This is a genomic window from Cellvibrio mixtus subsp. mixtus J3-8, from assembly GCF_000766945.1.
GTDB lineage: Bacteria > Pseudomonadota > Gammaproteobacteria > Pseudomonadales > Cellvibrionaceae > Cellvibrio > Cellvibrio mixtus_A.
Genome location: NZ_KN266207.1, coordinates 747,615 through 763,525, shown reverse-complemented (window position 1 = coordinate 763,525; position 15,911 = coordinate 747,615). Strand labels below are relative to the sequence as shown.

Below are 15,911 nucleotides of genomic sequence, written 5' to 3'. Positions count from 1 at the left end.
CTAGACCACAACAAACACCTGAAGGATAAAGAAAGAAATTCGACCAAAAAAGCAGTGGCTATAGTCGCATGGCATAGAATCTGCTAATTAAATTTGCAACATTAAAACAGGAGTTTGACGCGATGGATGTATCCAGATCATCAATTGCAAATTTATATAATTTTACGAATTCATTGGCCAGAAATAGAGACGATAAAGCGCAAGCGCTTTCCTTATTCCCTCTAAAAGCAAGTTCACCCGACAAAGTAACGATATCAGAACAAGGAAAAGCGCTTTCAAATCAGGAAGTACCAGAAGAATTGTTAAAAATGGCAATGGCGCCAGGCTGGTATCAGGATTTACTCCCGATCTCCAGCAAACTTGGCGTTTCAGAATCCTATAGCAATGGTCACTTTGCGCGCATGGAGACTTATCGGGAAACATTTAAAAATGAATTATCCGAATACGGAAAAATTTTCAATGAAGCCTTTGAGGCCACAAAAAAGGAATTTGGAATAAATACTCAAAATGACATGTATGAAAAAGTTATCAAAAATCCGGAATATAGTGAATCTCTCAGGCAAGCATTCGAGCAGAAAGTAACTGCCGCGCCGAGAGGACTTGAACTGATGAGTATTCTGGGAATCAAGCGGAAATAAATTGGATATTATTTGCCGTAACTGCGGCAAATAATTGCCCGAAAATCGTTTGACTGTTGCAAATTGCCACTGCGAATTTGTGAAATTGCATTTCACCGGAAAATATTCATTATTGCTCCCAATAACGCAACCCGGACCCGGAAATTATCCTGTTTCGAAGAATAAACCCAGATTATTACTGCCCCCGGTTATGCGCCTTTCCTCAACTTATTTATCGTTGCCTCTAGCGTATCAAGCGATACCGGTTTAGTTAAATGGCCACTGAATCCAGCTTCCATCGCTTTACGAATATCATCCGCCTGGCCGTAGCCTGACACAGCAATAATAATGACGTCGTTATTAGTTGTACGAATTTGCTGCGCAACTTTATATCCGTCGATATCAGGCAAACCAATATCCAGCAACACGATATCAAATGTTTTTTGCGCAAAAATGGCGAGTGCATCAGCGCCCTTATATGCTACAACTGTGTCATGACCAATGGTTTTTAATAACATAGAGAGAGAGTTTGTTGCATCTTCATTATCGTCGACCAACAAAAATTTCAGCGAGGGCAATACAGTATCGGTCACAGCATTACCTAACGATTCTTTTGCACTCGCAAGAGGCAGGCGAATTGAAAATGTTGCCCCCTGCCCCAAACCATTACTGTACGCCGTAACATGGCCCCCATGCATTTTAATGATGGTATTTACTACGGACAAACCAATCCCCAGGCCACCAGCACTGCGATCAATGGATTTATCAATTTGCATAAATAAATCAAATATTTTTTCCAGCATATCCTTTTCAATACCGATACCACTATCAGATACATCAATAACAGCTTGTTTATCTTCACTGCGCAAATTAATCCTTACGCATCCACCTTCCTCAGTATATTTGGTTGCATTGACCAGAATATTGACGATACTTTGCACCAGCCGTGCATAATCACCATTAATGATAAGGTGTGTTTCGGCGCAGTCATACGTAAGCCGCAGCTTTTTTTCCAACATAGCGACACTGGTCGATTCAACTGCAAAGCGTATTACTTGATCCAGTAATACCGGCCCGAGTTGTAATGCCATACGCCCTTGTGAAATCCGGGAGACTTCGAGCAAATCATCAATCAATCGAGTTAGTTGTACAACCTGGCGGGTGATAAGTTCACCCAATGAATGGGGCACAGAACCATACTGGGTTGTTTGGGTTAGCAGTTCACTCGCATTGCGAATGGGTGCAAGCGGGTTGCGTAATTCATGGGCAAGCATTGCTAGAAATTCATCTTTGCGCTTATCCTGCTCTTCAAGTATTTGCTGGGAAAGTACGCGTTCGGTTACGTCGTAGCCATTAACAAAAATTCCGGTTATTTTATTTTCCGAATTACGGATAGGTTGCAAAACAAAATCCAGAAATACATTTCGCTCAATACCATCGCGATTTTTAAATGTTACCGGCGTGGCAATTCCGACATGGGACTGGCCCGTTGCATAAATGTAATCCAATAGATCACCGAATCCTTGTTCAAAAACTTCCGGCACAACTTCACGCAACGTTTTATTAACAAGATCGGTCTGTCCAACCAACTCGCAATAACGCGTGTTTGCATACTCATAAACGTGATCAGGCCCGGTGTAAATACACATAAATGCAGGTGCGTTAGTAAAAAGATTTTGCCAACGCGCCTCCACTTCCCTTTGCCGCTGCTGCTCCAAAACATGATGGGTTGTTTCAGACACAATGACTAAAACACCACCTACCTGATTAGGCGCAGTTTCATCGTAAATAGGATCAAATGAATAAGTCCAATAACCGTATTTAATTTCTCCATCACGCGTAACAGGCACCAATTGATCTTCGCGCCAGATGCTTCCATTGCCGCTCATTACCTGTTCGATTTGCGGGCCTATTATTGGCCAGATTTCAGTCCAACAGGTTTTGCCGCATTGCCCCAACGCACTTGGATGTCGCTCTACGCCGATATAGTTACGGTAAGCATCGTTATAAAACTGGATCAATTCCGACCCCCACCAAATGAACATTGGGTGGCCAGAAGAAAGCATCAGCCTCACTATGGTTTTAAGGCTTTGGGGCCATGCAGAGGGATTTCCTAATGGAGTGCGATCCCAATCGTATTCGCGAATGCGTTGCCCCATGTCTCCACCACCGGATAAAAAGACATGGGTGTGCAAATTTTGACTCATAGGTTCCACCCCCGGGAGAAAACAATGCTAAAACATAACGTAAACATAGCATTCCCTACCAGGCATTTGAATATAATCCTTTATTGTCCATGATCGGGATTTTCGCTGTATTCGGATTGCAAATACTGCAACAATAAACGGCATTACTATTTAGCATCATAGGTACAAAAAGTGACCGACACACCTCTTTATGGTTTCTCCGATAACTCATTCCAGGCCGCAGGCGGCACCGAAGGCATACGCAAATTGGTTGATGATTTTTATGAGGAAATGGACACCTTGCCGGAAGCGGCAATTATCCGCAAGATGCACAAATCAGATTTGACCGAATCGCGAGACAAGCTGACATTATTTCTCAGTGGCTGGATGGGTGGCCCAAACAATTACCGTGAAAAATACGGGAACATTAATATTCCGCGTAGCCATGCTCATCTAAAGATTGGAGAAGCAGAACGCGATGCGTGGTTGCTATGCATGGAGCGTGCAATAGCGAAGCAACACTATGCACCTGCATTTTCAATATATTTACTGGAGCAACTGCGGATTCCTGCAGAACGTATTTTTCTCACCAGGGGACAACCGCTGGGCTGGTAATTATGTGTGGATCAAAATAACTTCCACAATATTGCCTCTGGCTATTCTATTGGTTCGTACGTGTTGCCGTCGCAACATAGTTTTGGATCTGTTCAATGACCTTCAATGCGTAGTCACGACCTACATCAAGCCCTTGCGAGTCCAATGTATAAAGCTGTTGAGCACCTGACGATGAAAAATCTTTATGCAGTGCCCGCTCAAATTTTTCAAAATCTTTTTGGTAGAACGCGAGCGCGTCATTAATTTTTTCCGGATTAAACCGGATCAAGTCAGTATTCTCTATCAACAATTTATTGATGACTCCACCTGAGTCAAACACCGATAAACCAGTTGACTGGATAATGCTTTGAAATTGCTCGTTATAACGCTGAGCGGCCTCACCCAGGCGCAAATTATCCCTGGTAATATGGCCAAAGCTTCCATTATTTATACCTTCACGGGCCTGGTCCAATTCCTGGGTCTGGATTGATTTTTGATGATTAACTCCCTGGTTTAAAATAGCATTTAATGCCGACCCAACATCACCTGGCGTGTCAAAAAACTTTATCGCCTCATTGGCTTTTTCCAGCATGTAATTGAAATAAATTACATCATCAACTGAGAAGAAAACATTTTCCGCTGCACTCAATGCATTGCGTACCGAACCAAATAAATTAGCAGTGTCTTGCGCCCCCAAAATACCCGACGTAGATTTCTCAAGGGCATCCACCTGATCTTTTAATGCCTGCGTACTTCCCCTTCGCTCAGGAATAAAATTTTCCCTTTCGTCAAGGCGAAAAATATCGGCAACAAGAGGCCGGGCAACAATTGCCGTTGATTCATTGAGTACAAAATCTACATTCAGCAAGTTCCGTCCATCGTCTCCACCGGAATCTTGTATCCTAATTTCCTGAGTGATTAATTGTTCCTGGGTTTGGGTGAAATGCTCCGCTGCTTTTCGTTGTAATGGGTCGCTGCCTTGGGACAGATAATTCAATACCGAGTTTCTTTCCGTAGATTCAAGGCCAGCCAGGTATTTGTTCATTTCAAACAGGTACTGTGCTTCAGCGCTGATATGGAGGTTTGAATCTGTTTTGATGTCGGGCAGAGCAGGTTTTGACGCCGGTGTTGATGCGGAAGGTGTTGTTGATATAAGCTGGAAATTAACATTCATGCGCGCCTGAACTTCATTCATAAACCTCTCCTTTTGTGCACCGAAAGCGCTTTCATACGACTCATTTAACAAATATCGGCCTTGCAATAAAAAACTTTAGAAAAAATAGCCCTGTAAATTTACAAGGCTATTTTTTGTTACTAATTGATTAACAACCGGTGTATGTATAATACGCGATGTCATTAAGGAACATTTGGCTATTACTAATATCAAATTGACCTGTGCTCTCAATCACCCTGATTGTATTGATATTATTGTTGCCATTATTATTACGGATCTCCAATGAATGCACATCATAGTTGTATATCAGACATGCACCATTGAATGTACGAGCTCCTGCACCGGAGGGCGATGGTAACCCCACGGTGTAATATCCTGCTGCATCTGTTGTCGCAAACGCGCTTGAATTAAGACCACTGATTGAACCGATTATACGAAACTCAATAACAGCACCTGCAACAGGGGCGTTATTTGCATCATATGCATATCCACTCAATGTCGCTATCGATTTAAACGCAAAAAAATTGCCTTGCCCATAATCCACCCTTGCTGTGTACCCTTCATCAGAACCGAAATTAAAGGTAATTCTGTTCAGTGCACGTGAAGAGCTGAACTTGTAAGGAACACTTGCATTGGCGGTATTAGTTGGCGATTTTATTGCCCAATAATAAGTGCCTGCCGGCAGGGTTAAATTTGCAAAAGTGTTATTGGGCAAAACAAAAGCAGATGTACCATTCGCATAAAAAAGCTCAGCGTGATAATCACCACCAGTGATTCTGTAGCTGATAGTATCAGCTGCACTTAATGTGATGCGGTGAAAATCTTTATCGGTGCCGGTATCAAGGTTGCCACTAATAAGGCCCAATGTTGACGACATGACTTTTGCTTGCCAGAAGTTATCGTCAGGTTCATTCGCATCAGCACCGGACGAACTAAAGTTTCCAAACAAATACGATCCACCAACGATAGTCCCGACAGATTGCACCATTAACAAATAACTACCTGGAACAGCTATCTCACTAAGCTGTTCAGCACTCGCGCCACCCATGTATGAACCGGCAACCAATGTATAAGAAGATGTGCCTGTCGGTTGACGATAGAGTTTGATATCAATATTGCTATTAGTTGCTGATTGGTGCTGTAGCAATGTAGTAATTTTGGTTGCTGTGGTTACATTAAAAACGTACCACTTTTCCGGCACCGCAGTAGTTACTGAATCACTATAAGTATTGTTGAGGCTGATTGAATACACGGGTGGTGATGACAGTGGTGTTATTGAACCATTCAGTTTACTGGCAGAGACGTTATTCGCTTTGGTTTTATTCTTTCCTGCTGGTGAAATATCGATGATAGTGTTTGGGTCCACATATACGAAATCATCAACTAATGGGGCAACAAGTGGTTCTTCATAATTTGGCTCGATATGCGCCGCACTGGTGTTTACTGACTGAAGGTACTGCCCTGAAGCAGGCAATACATCGTGGGATAAGGCGGAAGTTGAAGTCAAAATCGCACTAACCAGTGCAATTGAAGATAAACATGTACCAATTATTTTTTTCATAGTAAAAATCCTATAACTACTAATCTAAAAAATTAAAATACCCATACTTGCATTTCAAAAACCTTGAAATGACATAAGGATATTTGCTCATCGCAATAAATTAATCAGGATAATAGGATAGGAACTACAATAGAAACTACAAAATAGAGGTAGCAATGCATAACCCTATAAATATAGGGAGAGACGTTTTTAAACCGTCAACATCCATCAATTCCTGCCAACAATATTCAACTAAAATCCTATCCATGTTTACCGTTAATTTCTTCTTGCCATTCGAGATTAGCAAAGAAAGGTTAGGCGTCAAGAAAAGCAAAGGAAGTTAATTGATTAGTTTTGTAAATTTATTCATGAAGACAAATAGCGTTATCATTTACTTTTCACACCCTCAGAAATTCATGGTTTACTGCAAGGAATTTTTATTGGTTCAGATCTCATCTGTTGGAAGTAAAAATTGTACTCATCAGCAGTTCTCTTGCTGACTGCCTTTCAACACCGAATCAGTTTTCTTTCATTTGTTCCACAGTTGAGATGCAAACAGTTACAATGCCTGCCGGCAACCAATTTGACCTATCTTTATCTTGACTGCTATGAACCTGATTTTGCTCACACACGATGATTTACTATCACCCACTCGCGCACTGATTCGCGATGCGCGCCGTTTGGCTCACATCCGCGAGGTTCATGGGGCAAATGCGGGTGAAACCTATAAGGTCGGCCTATTGAATGGGAATATGGGCAACGGCACCCTGCTGCGTATTAATGAAACAGAACTGGAACTGGAACTGGACCTCACCGAGGAACCACCAGCAGCATTACCACTAAAGCTAGTACTGGGTTTACCCCGCCCGAAAATGTTGCGACGTATTTTTCAAACCATCGCCACCCTGGGCGTAAAAGAGTTACATTTGATTAATTCTTATCGGGTAGAAAAAAGTTACTGGCAAACACCTTTTCTGGAACCGGAAGCGATTCATGAGCAATTAGTGTTGGGGCTGGAACAAGGTTGTGATACACGATTACCACTGGTGCATTTGCACAAACGCTTTAAACCTTTTGTGGAAGATGAATTACCTGGCATTATTGCCAACACCACCGCTTTGGTTGCACACCCTTACACAGATGCCGAATGCCCACGCAATATCAATTACGCGTTAAGTTTGGCAGTTGGCCCTGAGGGTGGTTTTATAGCTTATGAAATTGATCTATTGAAAAAAATCGGTTTTGATGCAGTGCATTTAGGCAGGCGAATTATGCGGGTCGAAACAGCAATTCCCTATTTATTGGGACGATTGTTTTAAACATTTTGTTGCCTCTCATTCAAAAGGGAGGAATATTCAGGGCATTATTTTATAAAAGATAAAATTATTCTTGTTCAAGAAACACTTCAAATTTTTCGATAGGTACCGGTTGGCTGGATAAATAACCCTGGTAATAATCGCAGCCAAACGATTTCAAAATTGCCAATTGTTCAGCTTCTTCAACACCTTCAGCAACCAATTCCATATCCAACAAACGGCCCATGGTAATAATGGTTTCTACCAGCACGCGATCGTTGCGATCTTCTATAATATCGCGCACAAAACCTTTATCAATTTTCAATGTACTTACCGGCAAACGCTTCAGATAACTGATAGATGAATAGCCGGTACCAAAGTCATCCAGTGAAAAACTGATGCCACGCTCACTGAGGGTGGTCATAGTTGCAATCGCGTCATCCACGCGCTGGATCACAATACCCTCCGTAATTTCCATATCCAATGAATTTTCCGGAATCGGATATTTTTCCAGGGTTGTAATAACGTCATCCACAAATGCGGCGCGGCGAAATTGCCGTGGGCTGATGTTAATACTCAAGCGCATACCCGGCTTCCACAAACCGGACACATGCCATTTCACCAGGGTTTTACAGGCATCTTCCAATACCCATTGCCCGACTTCGATAATCATGCCGGAAGTTTCCAGCACCGGAATAAACTCCACCGGTGACACCATGCCTTTGGTGGGATGGTGCCAGCGTAATAATGCTTCTGCACCTACAACATTATTGGTTTTAATATCAATTTTGGGTTGGTAATAAAGTTGGAAATGCCCCTCTTCAAGGGCGCGATGCAAATCGCCTTCCATTGTCAGTTGGCGACTGACTTTATCTGCCATTTCTTCGTTAAAGAACTCAATGGAATCGCGGCCTTTTTCTTTTACTTGATACATAGCGGTATCGGCGTAACGCAGCAATTCGTGCACTGAATTATTTTTATCCGGATAAACCACAACACCAACGCTACAGGTCACACGCAATTCCATATTGTCGTACATGTAAGGCTGGGAAATAATTGAGCGAATCTTTTCGCTGATTTCGCCTGCACGCAACGCGGCAGTTTCAATATTTTGATCAAGCACGGTGAGCACAACTACAAACTCATCACCACTCAAACGCGCAACCAGATCCTCTTCACGCACAGATTGTTGCAAGCGAGAGGCAACCACTTCGAGCACGCGGTCACCTACAGGATGCCCAAGCGAATCGTTGATTGTCTTGAATTGATCAAGGTCGATAAACAATACCGCACCAAAATAACCGTGGCGCTCTGCACGACGCAATTCATGCTCCAAACGCTCCACTAATTGCACACGATTGGGTAAGCCGGTAAGCGCATCGTGGTGAGCCATAAATTCCATTTTTGCTTGCGCATTTTTCCGTTCGGTAATATCTACCGAAACAATAAGTGCAACTTTCTCATCGTAAAATGCCAGCGGCATAATGTGGGTTTGCAAAAATAATTGCTTGCCGGTTGCAGTAACAAAACGCTCTTCAATCACATCCAGTTCTTCGTTGCCACGAATAACACGGTAATCGTTTTGCAACATGGTATCGATATCAAACACCGAGTTTTTCAACAATTGCCGCACATGCAAATTGCGCATTTGCTCAGGGGTATAACCCAATTCATTCGCAAGGGCTTTGTTAGCAAACAAATAATAACCAGCGATATTACGCGCTCCGATCATTACCGGAAGATGATCAATAATCTGGCGCAAATGCTCTTCACTTTTACGCAGCGCCAATTCCACGGCGCGCCGCTTGGCGAGGGATAATTCAACAACATCCAATAATTGATTGGAGCTGGCGATTAGCTGGGCCAATTCATCTTTGCGATGGGCAGGCAATTGCGTCAGGCGATTAACGCCGGGATGATCGGGATTAATATTATTGATCTCGCGCGATAAGCGCACCAATGGTTTGGTCAGGGTGTAGTAACACACCACAAACAGCAACAATACCAAAATCATATTGCGCAACAAACCAGTGAAAAGCGCTGTTTTGGAACGGTTATAAAAACCTTCCAATGCAAGATCCATATCTACGGAAAAACGAATACTGCCGGAAGTACCGTCGGTATAACCGGGCAATAATAAGTTTTCAGTGTACTCGCGCGTGTTATCAGTAATTTTACTGGTGAGCCAACGGGTTTTTACTTCTGGCCGGGTACTGCTGCCCTGCGCCAGAACATTGCCGGTATCATCATAAATAACAACTTCATAAATAAAACCATAGCGCAGTAATCCATTGACTACTTCGTAAGAAAGCTCATCGTCAAGGGTGGAGACTGAACGAACGGCAGGAGGCGTTGCGACTTTAACGACGCGATCAATCAGTGATTCGAGTTCTTTTTCCTGGTTGAGGAAATCCAGGTAAAGCTGGACTGAACTCAATAAAAAGCTCAGCACAAACGCCAAAATAATACTTATTTTGGCAAGCTGGAAAGAGATGCCATTAAAAAAGGACGGGGCTTTATCTCTCATTGACCTAAGTTTTCCGGGCGCTGGGGGGAATAATTATTGGTGTTGGGGGACGCATTTATCCCCGGCAGCTATAACGTGACTGACTTGGCAGGAGTATAGATCAATATTATCCAAGGCGCCCAAATCTATAGTGTTATTTTCTATAGCGCTGCGATTTTATCTGCGGTAAAAAAGTGATTTTAGAGTAACGCCAATGGATCTTTGGCCAACAGTCCAAATGAGTTGGCTACGCCGCTGTGGGTAAGCTGACCGGCATGGATATTTAACCCGGCACGGAATCCGGCATCGTATTTCAAGCAGGTTAAACCCTCATCAGCCAGGCGTAGAATATAGGCAAGCGTGGCATTGGTCAGGCCTAATGTAGAGGTTCGCCCCACAGCACTGGGAATGTTTGCGACACAATAATGAATAATGCCTTCATCGACATAAGTTGGATCCTGGTGGGTCGTAGGCAAGGACGTTTCAAAGCACCCGCCCTGGTCTATCGCCACGTCTACCAACACACTCCCCGCCTCCATTTGCCGAATGAGTTGACGATTAAGAAGCTTGGGGGCACTGGCGCCAGTGTTAAGCACACTCCCAATCACCAAATCAGCTGCGATTGCACATGCATTGACCCGCTCCTGGACAGCATATTCACATATGACGCGCCCACGCCATAAATCATCCAAATAACGCAGGCGCGCGATAGATTTATCCATCACTCGCACTTGCGCCCCCAATCCAACTGCCATCGCCGCCGCGTTCGCACCGACCACACCGCCCCCCAGAATCAAAACACTGGCCGGGGCAACACCGGGAATACCGCCTAGCAATACCCCTTTTCCACCTTGCGCTGCTTCGAGGTGATGGGCGCCGGCCTGCACAGCCATCCGGCCCGCGATTTCCGACATGGGAGCTAACAAGGGTAAGCGCCCGTGGGTATCAGTAAGGGTTTCGTAAGCGATGCAGCTCGCACCTGATGCAAGTAACGCATTTGTTAAGGAACGATTAGCGGCCAGATGTAAATAAGTAAAAAGGCAATGGCGATTTGTAAGGAATGCATATTCTTGTACTTGCGGCTCTTTCACTTTAACAATCAGCTCTGCCGCGTCATAAATACTCGCCACTGATTCGCAAAGTATCGCACCGGCCTGTAAATACAGTGCATCACTAAAACCAGCGGCGGTTCCTGCACCCTGTGTGACAAAGACTTCGTGCCCGAGTGCGCGCAATTCAATAACGCCAGCTGGCGTAAGCGCCACACGGTTCTCACCACTTTTGATTTCTTTGGGGATTCCGATACGCATAAAAAAACTCCTGTTTTCAATTCGCGTTAACGTCAAGTATAGCCATCGGATTTTAGATATTTCGCTTATTAATAAATTCGTTTTTGAAACAAATTATTTCGAGCAACGATGGCACCTGAACCATAATAAATTCAGGAAGAGATGGAAGTTCAAAATCGAATCAGGCAGTCGATCACAGATTGCCGGGCCCACATAAAAGTTGGCGTGACTTATGCTGTTACCGACTAAAGAGCGCGTGAGTTTGTTTTTTTGACGCCGCCATAAGCCATAGTTGTTTTAACAACGCTGACAAACTGGGCATGCTTGTGACAAAAAATGGAGCAGTGAGGTAGTTATGGGTATCTATGTGAGTGACCTACGCCAATTGATTATTAAACCCTGCCTGGAATCGATTGGGGATTATTCGGAAATGGCAGAAAATTTGTTAACAGGGACTGCTGCGCAGGAATCGCAGCTTGGCCAACAATGCTTCTGTACGCAGACACAGGGTTTAGGGATTTATCGTATTACCGCAGAAAAACATATAGAAGTATGGGATAAATATCTCATCCAATATCCAGACCTCGCATCGCGGGTGCGCGGATTTGCGAGCCAACAGCAATTTCTTAAACACCCTCATGCTGAGTTGATTAGCAATTTAAGTTATGCAACAGCAATTGCATGGATGCTTTATCGCGCTAATGATGTTGATACAAGTAAAACAGCAGCAGTAAATAATCTTGCACAACTGTGGGCTACACATTTTGATAATGGAACACACTGTGTACGCAACATTGAAGACTTTATTGCAACTTATCGCACTTCTGTTTTTGAAACAGACAACCAAAAACTGGTTGCCTGAGCCTGGAAATGATAGAGGCTTGAAAATAATTATTGAATATCGAGAACATCCATAAATTGAACACCCTCATCGCGACGCATTGCTTGTGGTGAAATTCCACAAGATTCGTCATTATCAGAATCCCCTGCTTGTTGCGATTCCAGATTTAAAAAATCAAATAATTTTAAATCGGCTAATTGTGAAGGCTGCACATTGCGTATTGCAGAAAAAATAGTTTCGGTACGGCCAGGATACTGACGCTCCCACTGGTGCAGCATGTCCTTTACCACTTGGCGCTGTAGGTTTTCCTGCGAACCACAGAGGTTGCACGGAATAATTGGAAAGCCTTTTAATTCAGCAAAATGTGCGATGTCTTCTTCGGCGCAATATGCCAATGGGCGAATCACGATGTTGCGTTTATCGTCAGATAGCAATTTGGGTGGCATGGCTTTAATTTTTCCGCCGTAAAACATATTCAAAAACAAAGTTTCGATAATGTCGTCGCGATGATGTCCCAATGCAATTTTTGTGGCCCCAATTTCATCGGCAAATCCATACAGCGTACCGCGGCGTAAACGGGAACAGAGGCCACACGTAGTTTTACCTTCAGGGACAACTTCCTTAACAATGCTATAGGTATCGCGCTCGATAATATGGAACGGCACACCCAACTCCGTTAAGTACTGCGGAAGGATATGTTCAGGAAAGCCCGGCTGTTTCTGGTCCATATTGACCGCAACCAGCTCGAACGAAATTGGAGCAGTTTTTTGCAAGCTCAGCAGGATATCCAGCATGGTGTAGGAATCCTTACCCCCGGACAAGCACACCATTACCTTATCGCCATCTTCAATCATGCCGTAATCGACAATCGCAGAACCGGTCAGGCGACGCAGGCGTTTCTGCAACTTATTGAATTCAAGGCGATCTTTACGTTCGTTTAATTCTTTCATGGGGTAAGGCTCACAAATTAGGCAAAACCGCGCGGCAAACCGGCGAGGCGCGCATTGTACGGATTTTACCCGCAAGAGGAAATCAGTCGGCCATGTGGCAATCACTTGCCGGTCTATTATTCAAGGCACACCACTCGATTATTGCTATCAATGCAGTTTGAACAAAATAAAAGCAAATCCGTCTTAAAAATACAGTAATAATGGTCGCCTGTTGCTAATTCCGGTTACTGGCTTCTCTGGCACACGGCTTGCTCCTACCCTGTTGAGCACCCCGAATTGCCAGTTCAAGGGGAGAATAATTGCCGCGAGGAGATACAAATGTCGTTGTTCGATAAACTTTTCAAGAAAAGTGCGCCCAAAACCGGCGATGCCAAAGTCGGCGCTCCGACTGGTGCTATCTTCGGAGAGGCAGGTTTATCAGCCGATATCCACATCCCTGACCAGTATCTTCCGCTGTGGGAGCTGCAAAAAAACCGGCAACTACTGGAAGTGAAGATCAGCACTGCCAGCCGTGTCTATCAAAGTATGATCCTCGCTATCGATATCGAACGCGGCCTGTTATGGCTGGATGACTTATTCCCGCAACAATTGATCCTGGATGCGGGGGACGACGTTACCCTGCGCCACCACCGCAATGGCGAACAATTGGTTATTCGCGCTCCGGTTGTCGCGCTGGGTTCAAACTACGGTGCAGCTGGCTTTGCAATTGAATTGCCCGAGTTCGCTGCCTATACCCCAAGACGTAGTGCGCCGCGTTATGCCATCGGTCACCAATCACCGTTAAGCGTAAAAATTCGCACCTTGGGACAAGAGCCCAGCTTCGGGACATTGCAGGATATTTCCAGCGGTGGCTTGCGTTTGATGGTGGCCGGCAACCTGCTTCCCTTTCTTCGCCATGGTGCGCTTTTGCCGCTGTGCGAAGTTAACCTGAATGAGGAATTGCAAATCCGCTGCAAAGCACGCATTTGCGCCTTTCGGATGGGGCGTAGCCCCTATCGCCACACCCAGGTCAGCGTTGAATTTCTGGACCTTGAGGAGGAAAAGCGCGAAGCGCTGACCCGATTTCTGTATGAATCCCAATTTCGCAGTACCGGCGAGCAGGAACTTGCGCGCGCAAGCGGCGCACAGCAAGACTTTAAACGCTTCGCCGCTGCCTGATAATTCATAAGTAAATCAGACAATTACTAGAGCTTTCTCGAATTTGGGCTAGGCTTTAAATGCCAGCCTTTGGCTGGCTACACCAAAAATTTGTTATTTGAAGTTAGCTATTGAAAACAGGATCTGCGTATGCGCAATAACGGCCATGTCACCGGACGCGAAATTCACCTCAATAATCAGGATGAAATTGTTTCGTCCTCTAACCTGCGCGGCGATATTGAATTCTGTAACGCCACCTTTTCCCGCATTTCCGGCTATAACCACGAAGAGCTCCTGGGGCAACCGCATAACATCTTGCGTCACCCGCAAATGCCTCCCGCCGCCTTTGGAATGTTGTGGACCGCATTGAAGGCCGGAAAACCCTGGATGGGGATTGTGAAAAATCGCTGTAAGAATGGCGATCACTATTGGGTAGACGCCTACATTACGCCACTACGCCAGAACGGCCAGATCTATGGCTACGAATCCGTGCGTGTTAAAGCTGACCCCGCCGTGGTGCGTCGCGCGGAAGCGGTATACCAACGGTTAAATCAAGGTAAGCCAGCTTACTCAGCGATGGAAAAATTCCGGAGCACTTATGGCAGCAGCAGTTTGGTAGCACTGGGTAGCCTGGTGTTGATTTTGATTGCCGCTGCGATTTCCAGTTCGTTGACTACCGGCTCAATTATTAGCGCCCTGATTATTGCGGCAGTCACCGGCACCATTGCCCAGATTTTCCAGCAAGGCCGTATTGCGCAGGCACTACAGGAGGCACGCAATACGATTAATGATCCTTTTGCGGCTTACATCTACACCGGCCGATGCGATGCAATGGGCGAAATCGAATTGGCACAACACGCCATCAAATCACGGTTGCGTACTGCGTTGGGTCGCTTTGGTGAATCATCACGCGAATTACAACATAAGGCTGAAGCAGCCCACCATCAGGCACGCAAAACGTATGAAGGTATGAGTGCGCAACAACAGGAAACTGCCGGCGTCGCCAATGCCATGCAGCAAATGGCGCAAGCGGTTCAGGAAGTTGCCAATGGTGCAAACCAAACATCCATCGCAACCGGTACCGCTATCAATGAAGTCAACAAAGGCAATAATGTTATTGAAGGTGCACGCCAGGCTATTGATGACCTGTCCAAAACCGTCAGTAATTTGGGTAATGTTCTGAATAAACTCAGTGAGGACAGCAGCAAAATTGCCAGCGTCGTTGATGTCATTCGCGGTATTGCCGAGCAAACCAATTTACTTGCGCTCAATGCGGCTATCGAAGCTGCCCGTGCCGGTGAACAAGGTCGCGGCTTTGCCGTAGTTGCTGATGAAGTTCGCTCGCTCGCGCAACGTACCCAGGAATCTACCGGCGATATCCAGCAAATTATCGGCAACCTTGGTAAAGCAACCGAAGATGCCAGTGCAAATATGAAAAATTGCCTGGCGTTAGCCGAGCGTAGTGTTAATGAAATGGGTAATGTAAATGCTGCTCTCACGTCCATCTCTGATTCGGTAAACGCGATTGATCAAATGTCCCACCAGATTGCCGCCGCAGCGGAAGAACAATCATCCATGGCAATGGAAATTGAACGTAACACCCTGTCAATTGCCAGTATTTCCAACCAAACCCAACAGGAAGTTGGTGTTGCGGATGAGCTTAACAGCGAAATGGATCTCCTGTCCCAAAAGCAATTGGATTTAATCGTCCGCTTTAATTAGGACCCGCATAATTAACGCTATTGATTCTGGTTTTTCAGATAAATAGCGTTAAGCTTGGTT

The 15,911-nt window shown here is 44.9% G+C and carries 12 protein-coding genes; 6 read left to right on the top strand and 6 right to left on the bottom strand.

All coding sequences use genetic code 11. The annotated features are described in order from the left end of the window. Nucleotides 1–122: 122 nt before the first annotated feature. On the top strand, nt 123–638 hold the full coding sequence (locus tag A596_RS08340) for a hypothetical protein (RefSeq protein WP_039913672.1): 516 nt from the start codon (nt 123–125) through the stop codon (nt 636–638). 188 nt (nt 639–826) lie between these two features. Here A596_RS08340 and A596_RS08335 read toward each other — a convergent pair whose 3' ends face one another. Then, nucleotides 827–2,824: a hybrid sensor histidine kinase/response regulator gene (locus A596_RS08335; RefSeq protein WP_039913671.1), complete on the bottom strand. Its 1,998-nt coding sequence runs from the start codon at nt 2,822–2,824 to the stop codon at nt 827–829. Nucleotides 2,825–2,995: 171 nt separating this feature from the next. Between A596_RS08335 and A596_RS08330 the strand changes: the two genes are divergently transcribed. Continuing rightward, nucleotides 2,996–3,418, top strand: a complete 423-nt coding sequence (locus A596_RS08330) for a group II truncated hemoglobin (protein ID WP_039913669.1) — start codon at nt 2,996–2,998, stop codon at nt 3,416–3,418. Nucleotides 3,419–3,464: 46 nt separating this feature from the next. Here A596_RS08330 and A596_RS08325 read toward each other — a convergent pair whose 3' ends face one another. Together A596_RS08325 and A596_RS08320 are read right to left on the bottom strand one after the other, a co-directional pair. Continuing rightward, nucleotides 3,465–4,592, bottom strand: a complete 1,128-nt coding sequence (locus A596_RS08325; RefSeq protein ID WP_039913667.1) for a hypothetical protein — start codon at nt 4,590–4,592, stop codon at nt 3,465–3,467. A 127-nt stretch (nt 4,593–4,719) separates the two neighbouring features. After that, a complete protein-coding gene (locus A596_RS08320) occupies nt 4,720–6,132 on the bottom strand; it encodes a carboxypeptidase-like regulatory domain-containing protein (RefSeq protein WP_039913666.1) in 1,413 nt (470 codons plus the stop codon). A 587-nt stretch (nt 6,133–6,719) separates the two neighbouring features. Here A596_RS08320 and A596_RS08315 point away from each other — a divergent pair. Next, nucleotides 6,720–7,430: a 16S rRNA (uracil(1498)-N(3))-methyltransferase gene (locus A596_RS08315; RefSeq protein WP_039913664.1), complete on the top strand. Its 711-nt coding sequence runs from the start codon at nt 6,720–6,722 to the stop codon at nt 7,428–7,430. Nucleotides 7,431–7,494: 64 nt separating this feature from the next. Here A596_RS08315 and A596_RS08310 read toward each other — a convergent pair whose 3' ends face one another. Together A596_RS08310 and ald are read right to left on the bottom strand one after the other, a co-directional pair. Continuing rightward, nucleotides 7,495–9,933, bottom strand: a complete 2,439-nt coding sequence (locus tag A596_RS08310) for a putative bifunctional diguanylate cyclase/phosphodiesterase (protein ID WP_039913663.1) — start codon at nt 9,931–9,933, stop codon at nt 7,495–7,497. A 179-nt stretch (nt 9,934–10,112) separates the two neighbouring features. Beyond that, nucleotides 10,113–11,222, bottom strand: coding sequence for an alanine dehydrogenase (ald, locus tag A596_RS08305; RefSeq protein ID WP_039913661.1), 1,110 nt, complete (start codon nt 11,220–11,222; stop codon nt 10,113–10,115). 346 nt (nt 11,223–11,568) lie between these two features. On the opposite strand from ald, the gene A596_RS08300 reads away from it, so the two are divergent. Then, nucleotides 11,569–12,063 (top strand): hypothetical protein, encoded by a 495-nt coding sequence (locus A596_RS08300; RefSeq protein WP_152600129.1) that lies wholly within the window; start codon nt 11,569–11,571, stop codon nt 12,061–12,063. A 29-nt stretch (nt 12,064–12,092) separates the two neighbouring features. Here A596_RS08300 and ttcA read toward each other — a convergent pair whose 3' ends face one another. Further along, nucleotides 12,093–12,992, bottom strand: a complete 900-nt coding sequence (gene ttcA / locus A596_RS08295) for a tRNA 2-thiocytidine(32) synthetase TtcA (protein ID WP_039913658.1) — start codon at nt 12,990–12,992, stop codon at nt 12,093–12,095. Nucleotides 12,993–13,310: 318 nt separating this feature from the next. On the opposite strand from ttcA, the gene A596_RS08290 reads away from it, so the two are divergent. Both A596_RS08290 and A596_RS08285 read left to right on the top strand, forming a co-directional pair. Continuing rightward, complete coding sequence (locus tag A596_RS08290) at nt 13,311–14,150, top strand: flagellar brake protein (protein ID WP_039913657.1); 840 nt, start codon at nt 13,311–13,313, stop codon at nt 14,148–14,150. Nucleotides 14,151–14,279: 129 nt separating this feature from the next. Continuing rightward, nucleotides 14,280–15,851: a methyl-accepting chemotaxis protein gene (locus A596_RS08285; protein ID WP_039913656.1), complete on the top strand. Its 1,572-nt coding sequence runs from the start codon at nt 14,280–14,282 to the stop codon at nt 15,849–15,851. Nucleotides 15,852–15,911 lie beyond the last annotated feature (60 nt).

Excerpts from the sequence above, each read along its gene's own strand:
- A596_RS08340 (WP_039913672.1), top strand. The coding sequence starts at position 123 with ATGGATGTATCCAGATCATCAATTGCAAATTTATATAATTTTACGAAT.
- A596_RS08335 (WP_039913671.1), bottom strand. The coding sequence starts at position 2,824 with ATGAGTCAAAATTTGCACACCCATGTCTTTTTATCCGGTGGTGGAGAC.
- A596_RS08325 (WP_039913667.1), bottom strand. The coding sequence starts at position 4,592 with ATGAATGAAGTTCAGGCGCGCATGAATGTTAATTTCCAGCTTATATCA.
- A596_RS08320 (WP_039913666.1), bottom strand. The coding sequence starts at position 6,132 with ATGAAAAAAATAATTGGTACATGTTTATCTTCAATTGCACTGGTTAGT.
- A596_RS08315 (WP_039913664.1), top strand. The coding sequence starts at position 6,720 with ATGAACCTGATTTTGCTCACACACGATGATTTACTATCACCCACTCGC.
- A596_RS08310 (WP_039913663.1), bottom strand. The coding sequence starts at position 9,933 with ATGAGAGATAAAGCCCCGTCCTTTTTTAATGGCATCTCTTTCCAGCTT.
- ald (WP_039913661.1), bottom strand. The coding sequence starts at position 11,222 with ATGCGTATCGGAATCCCCAAAGAAATCAAAAGTGGTGAGAACCGTGTG.
- ttcA (WP_039913658.1), bottom strand. The coding sequence starts at position 12,992 with ATGAAAGAATTAAACGAACGTAAAGATCGCCTTGAATTCAATAAGTTG.
- A596_RS08290 (WP_039913657.1), top strand. The coding sequence starts at position 13,311 with ATGTCGTTGTTCGATAAACTTTTCAAGAAAAGTGCGCCCAAAACCGGC.
- A596_RS08285 (WP_039913656.1), top strand. The coding sequence starts at position 14,280 with ATGCGCAATAACGGCCATGTCACCGGACGCGAAATTCACCTCAATAAT.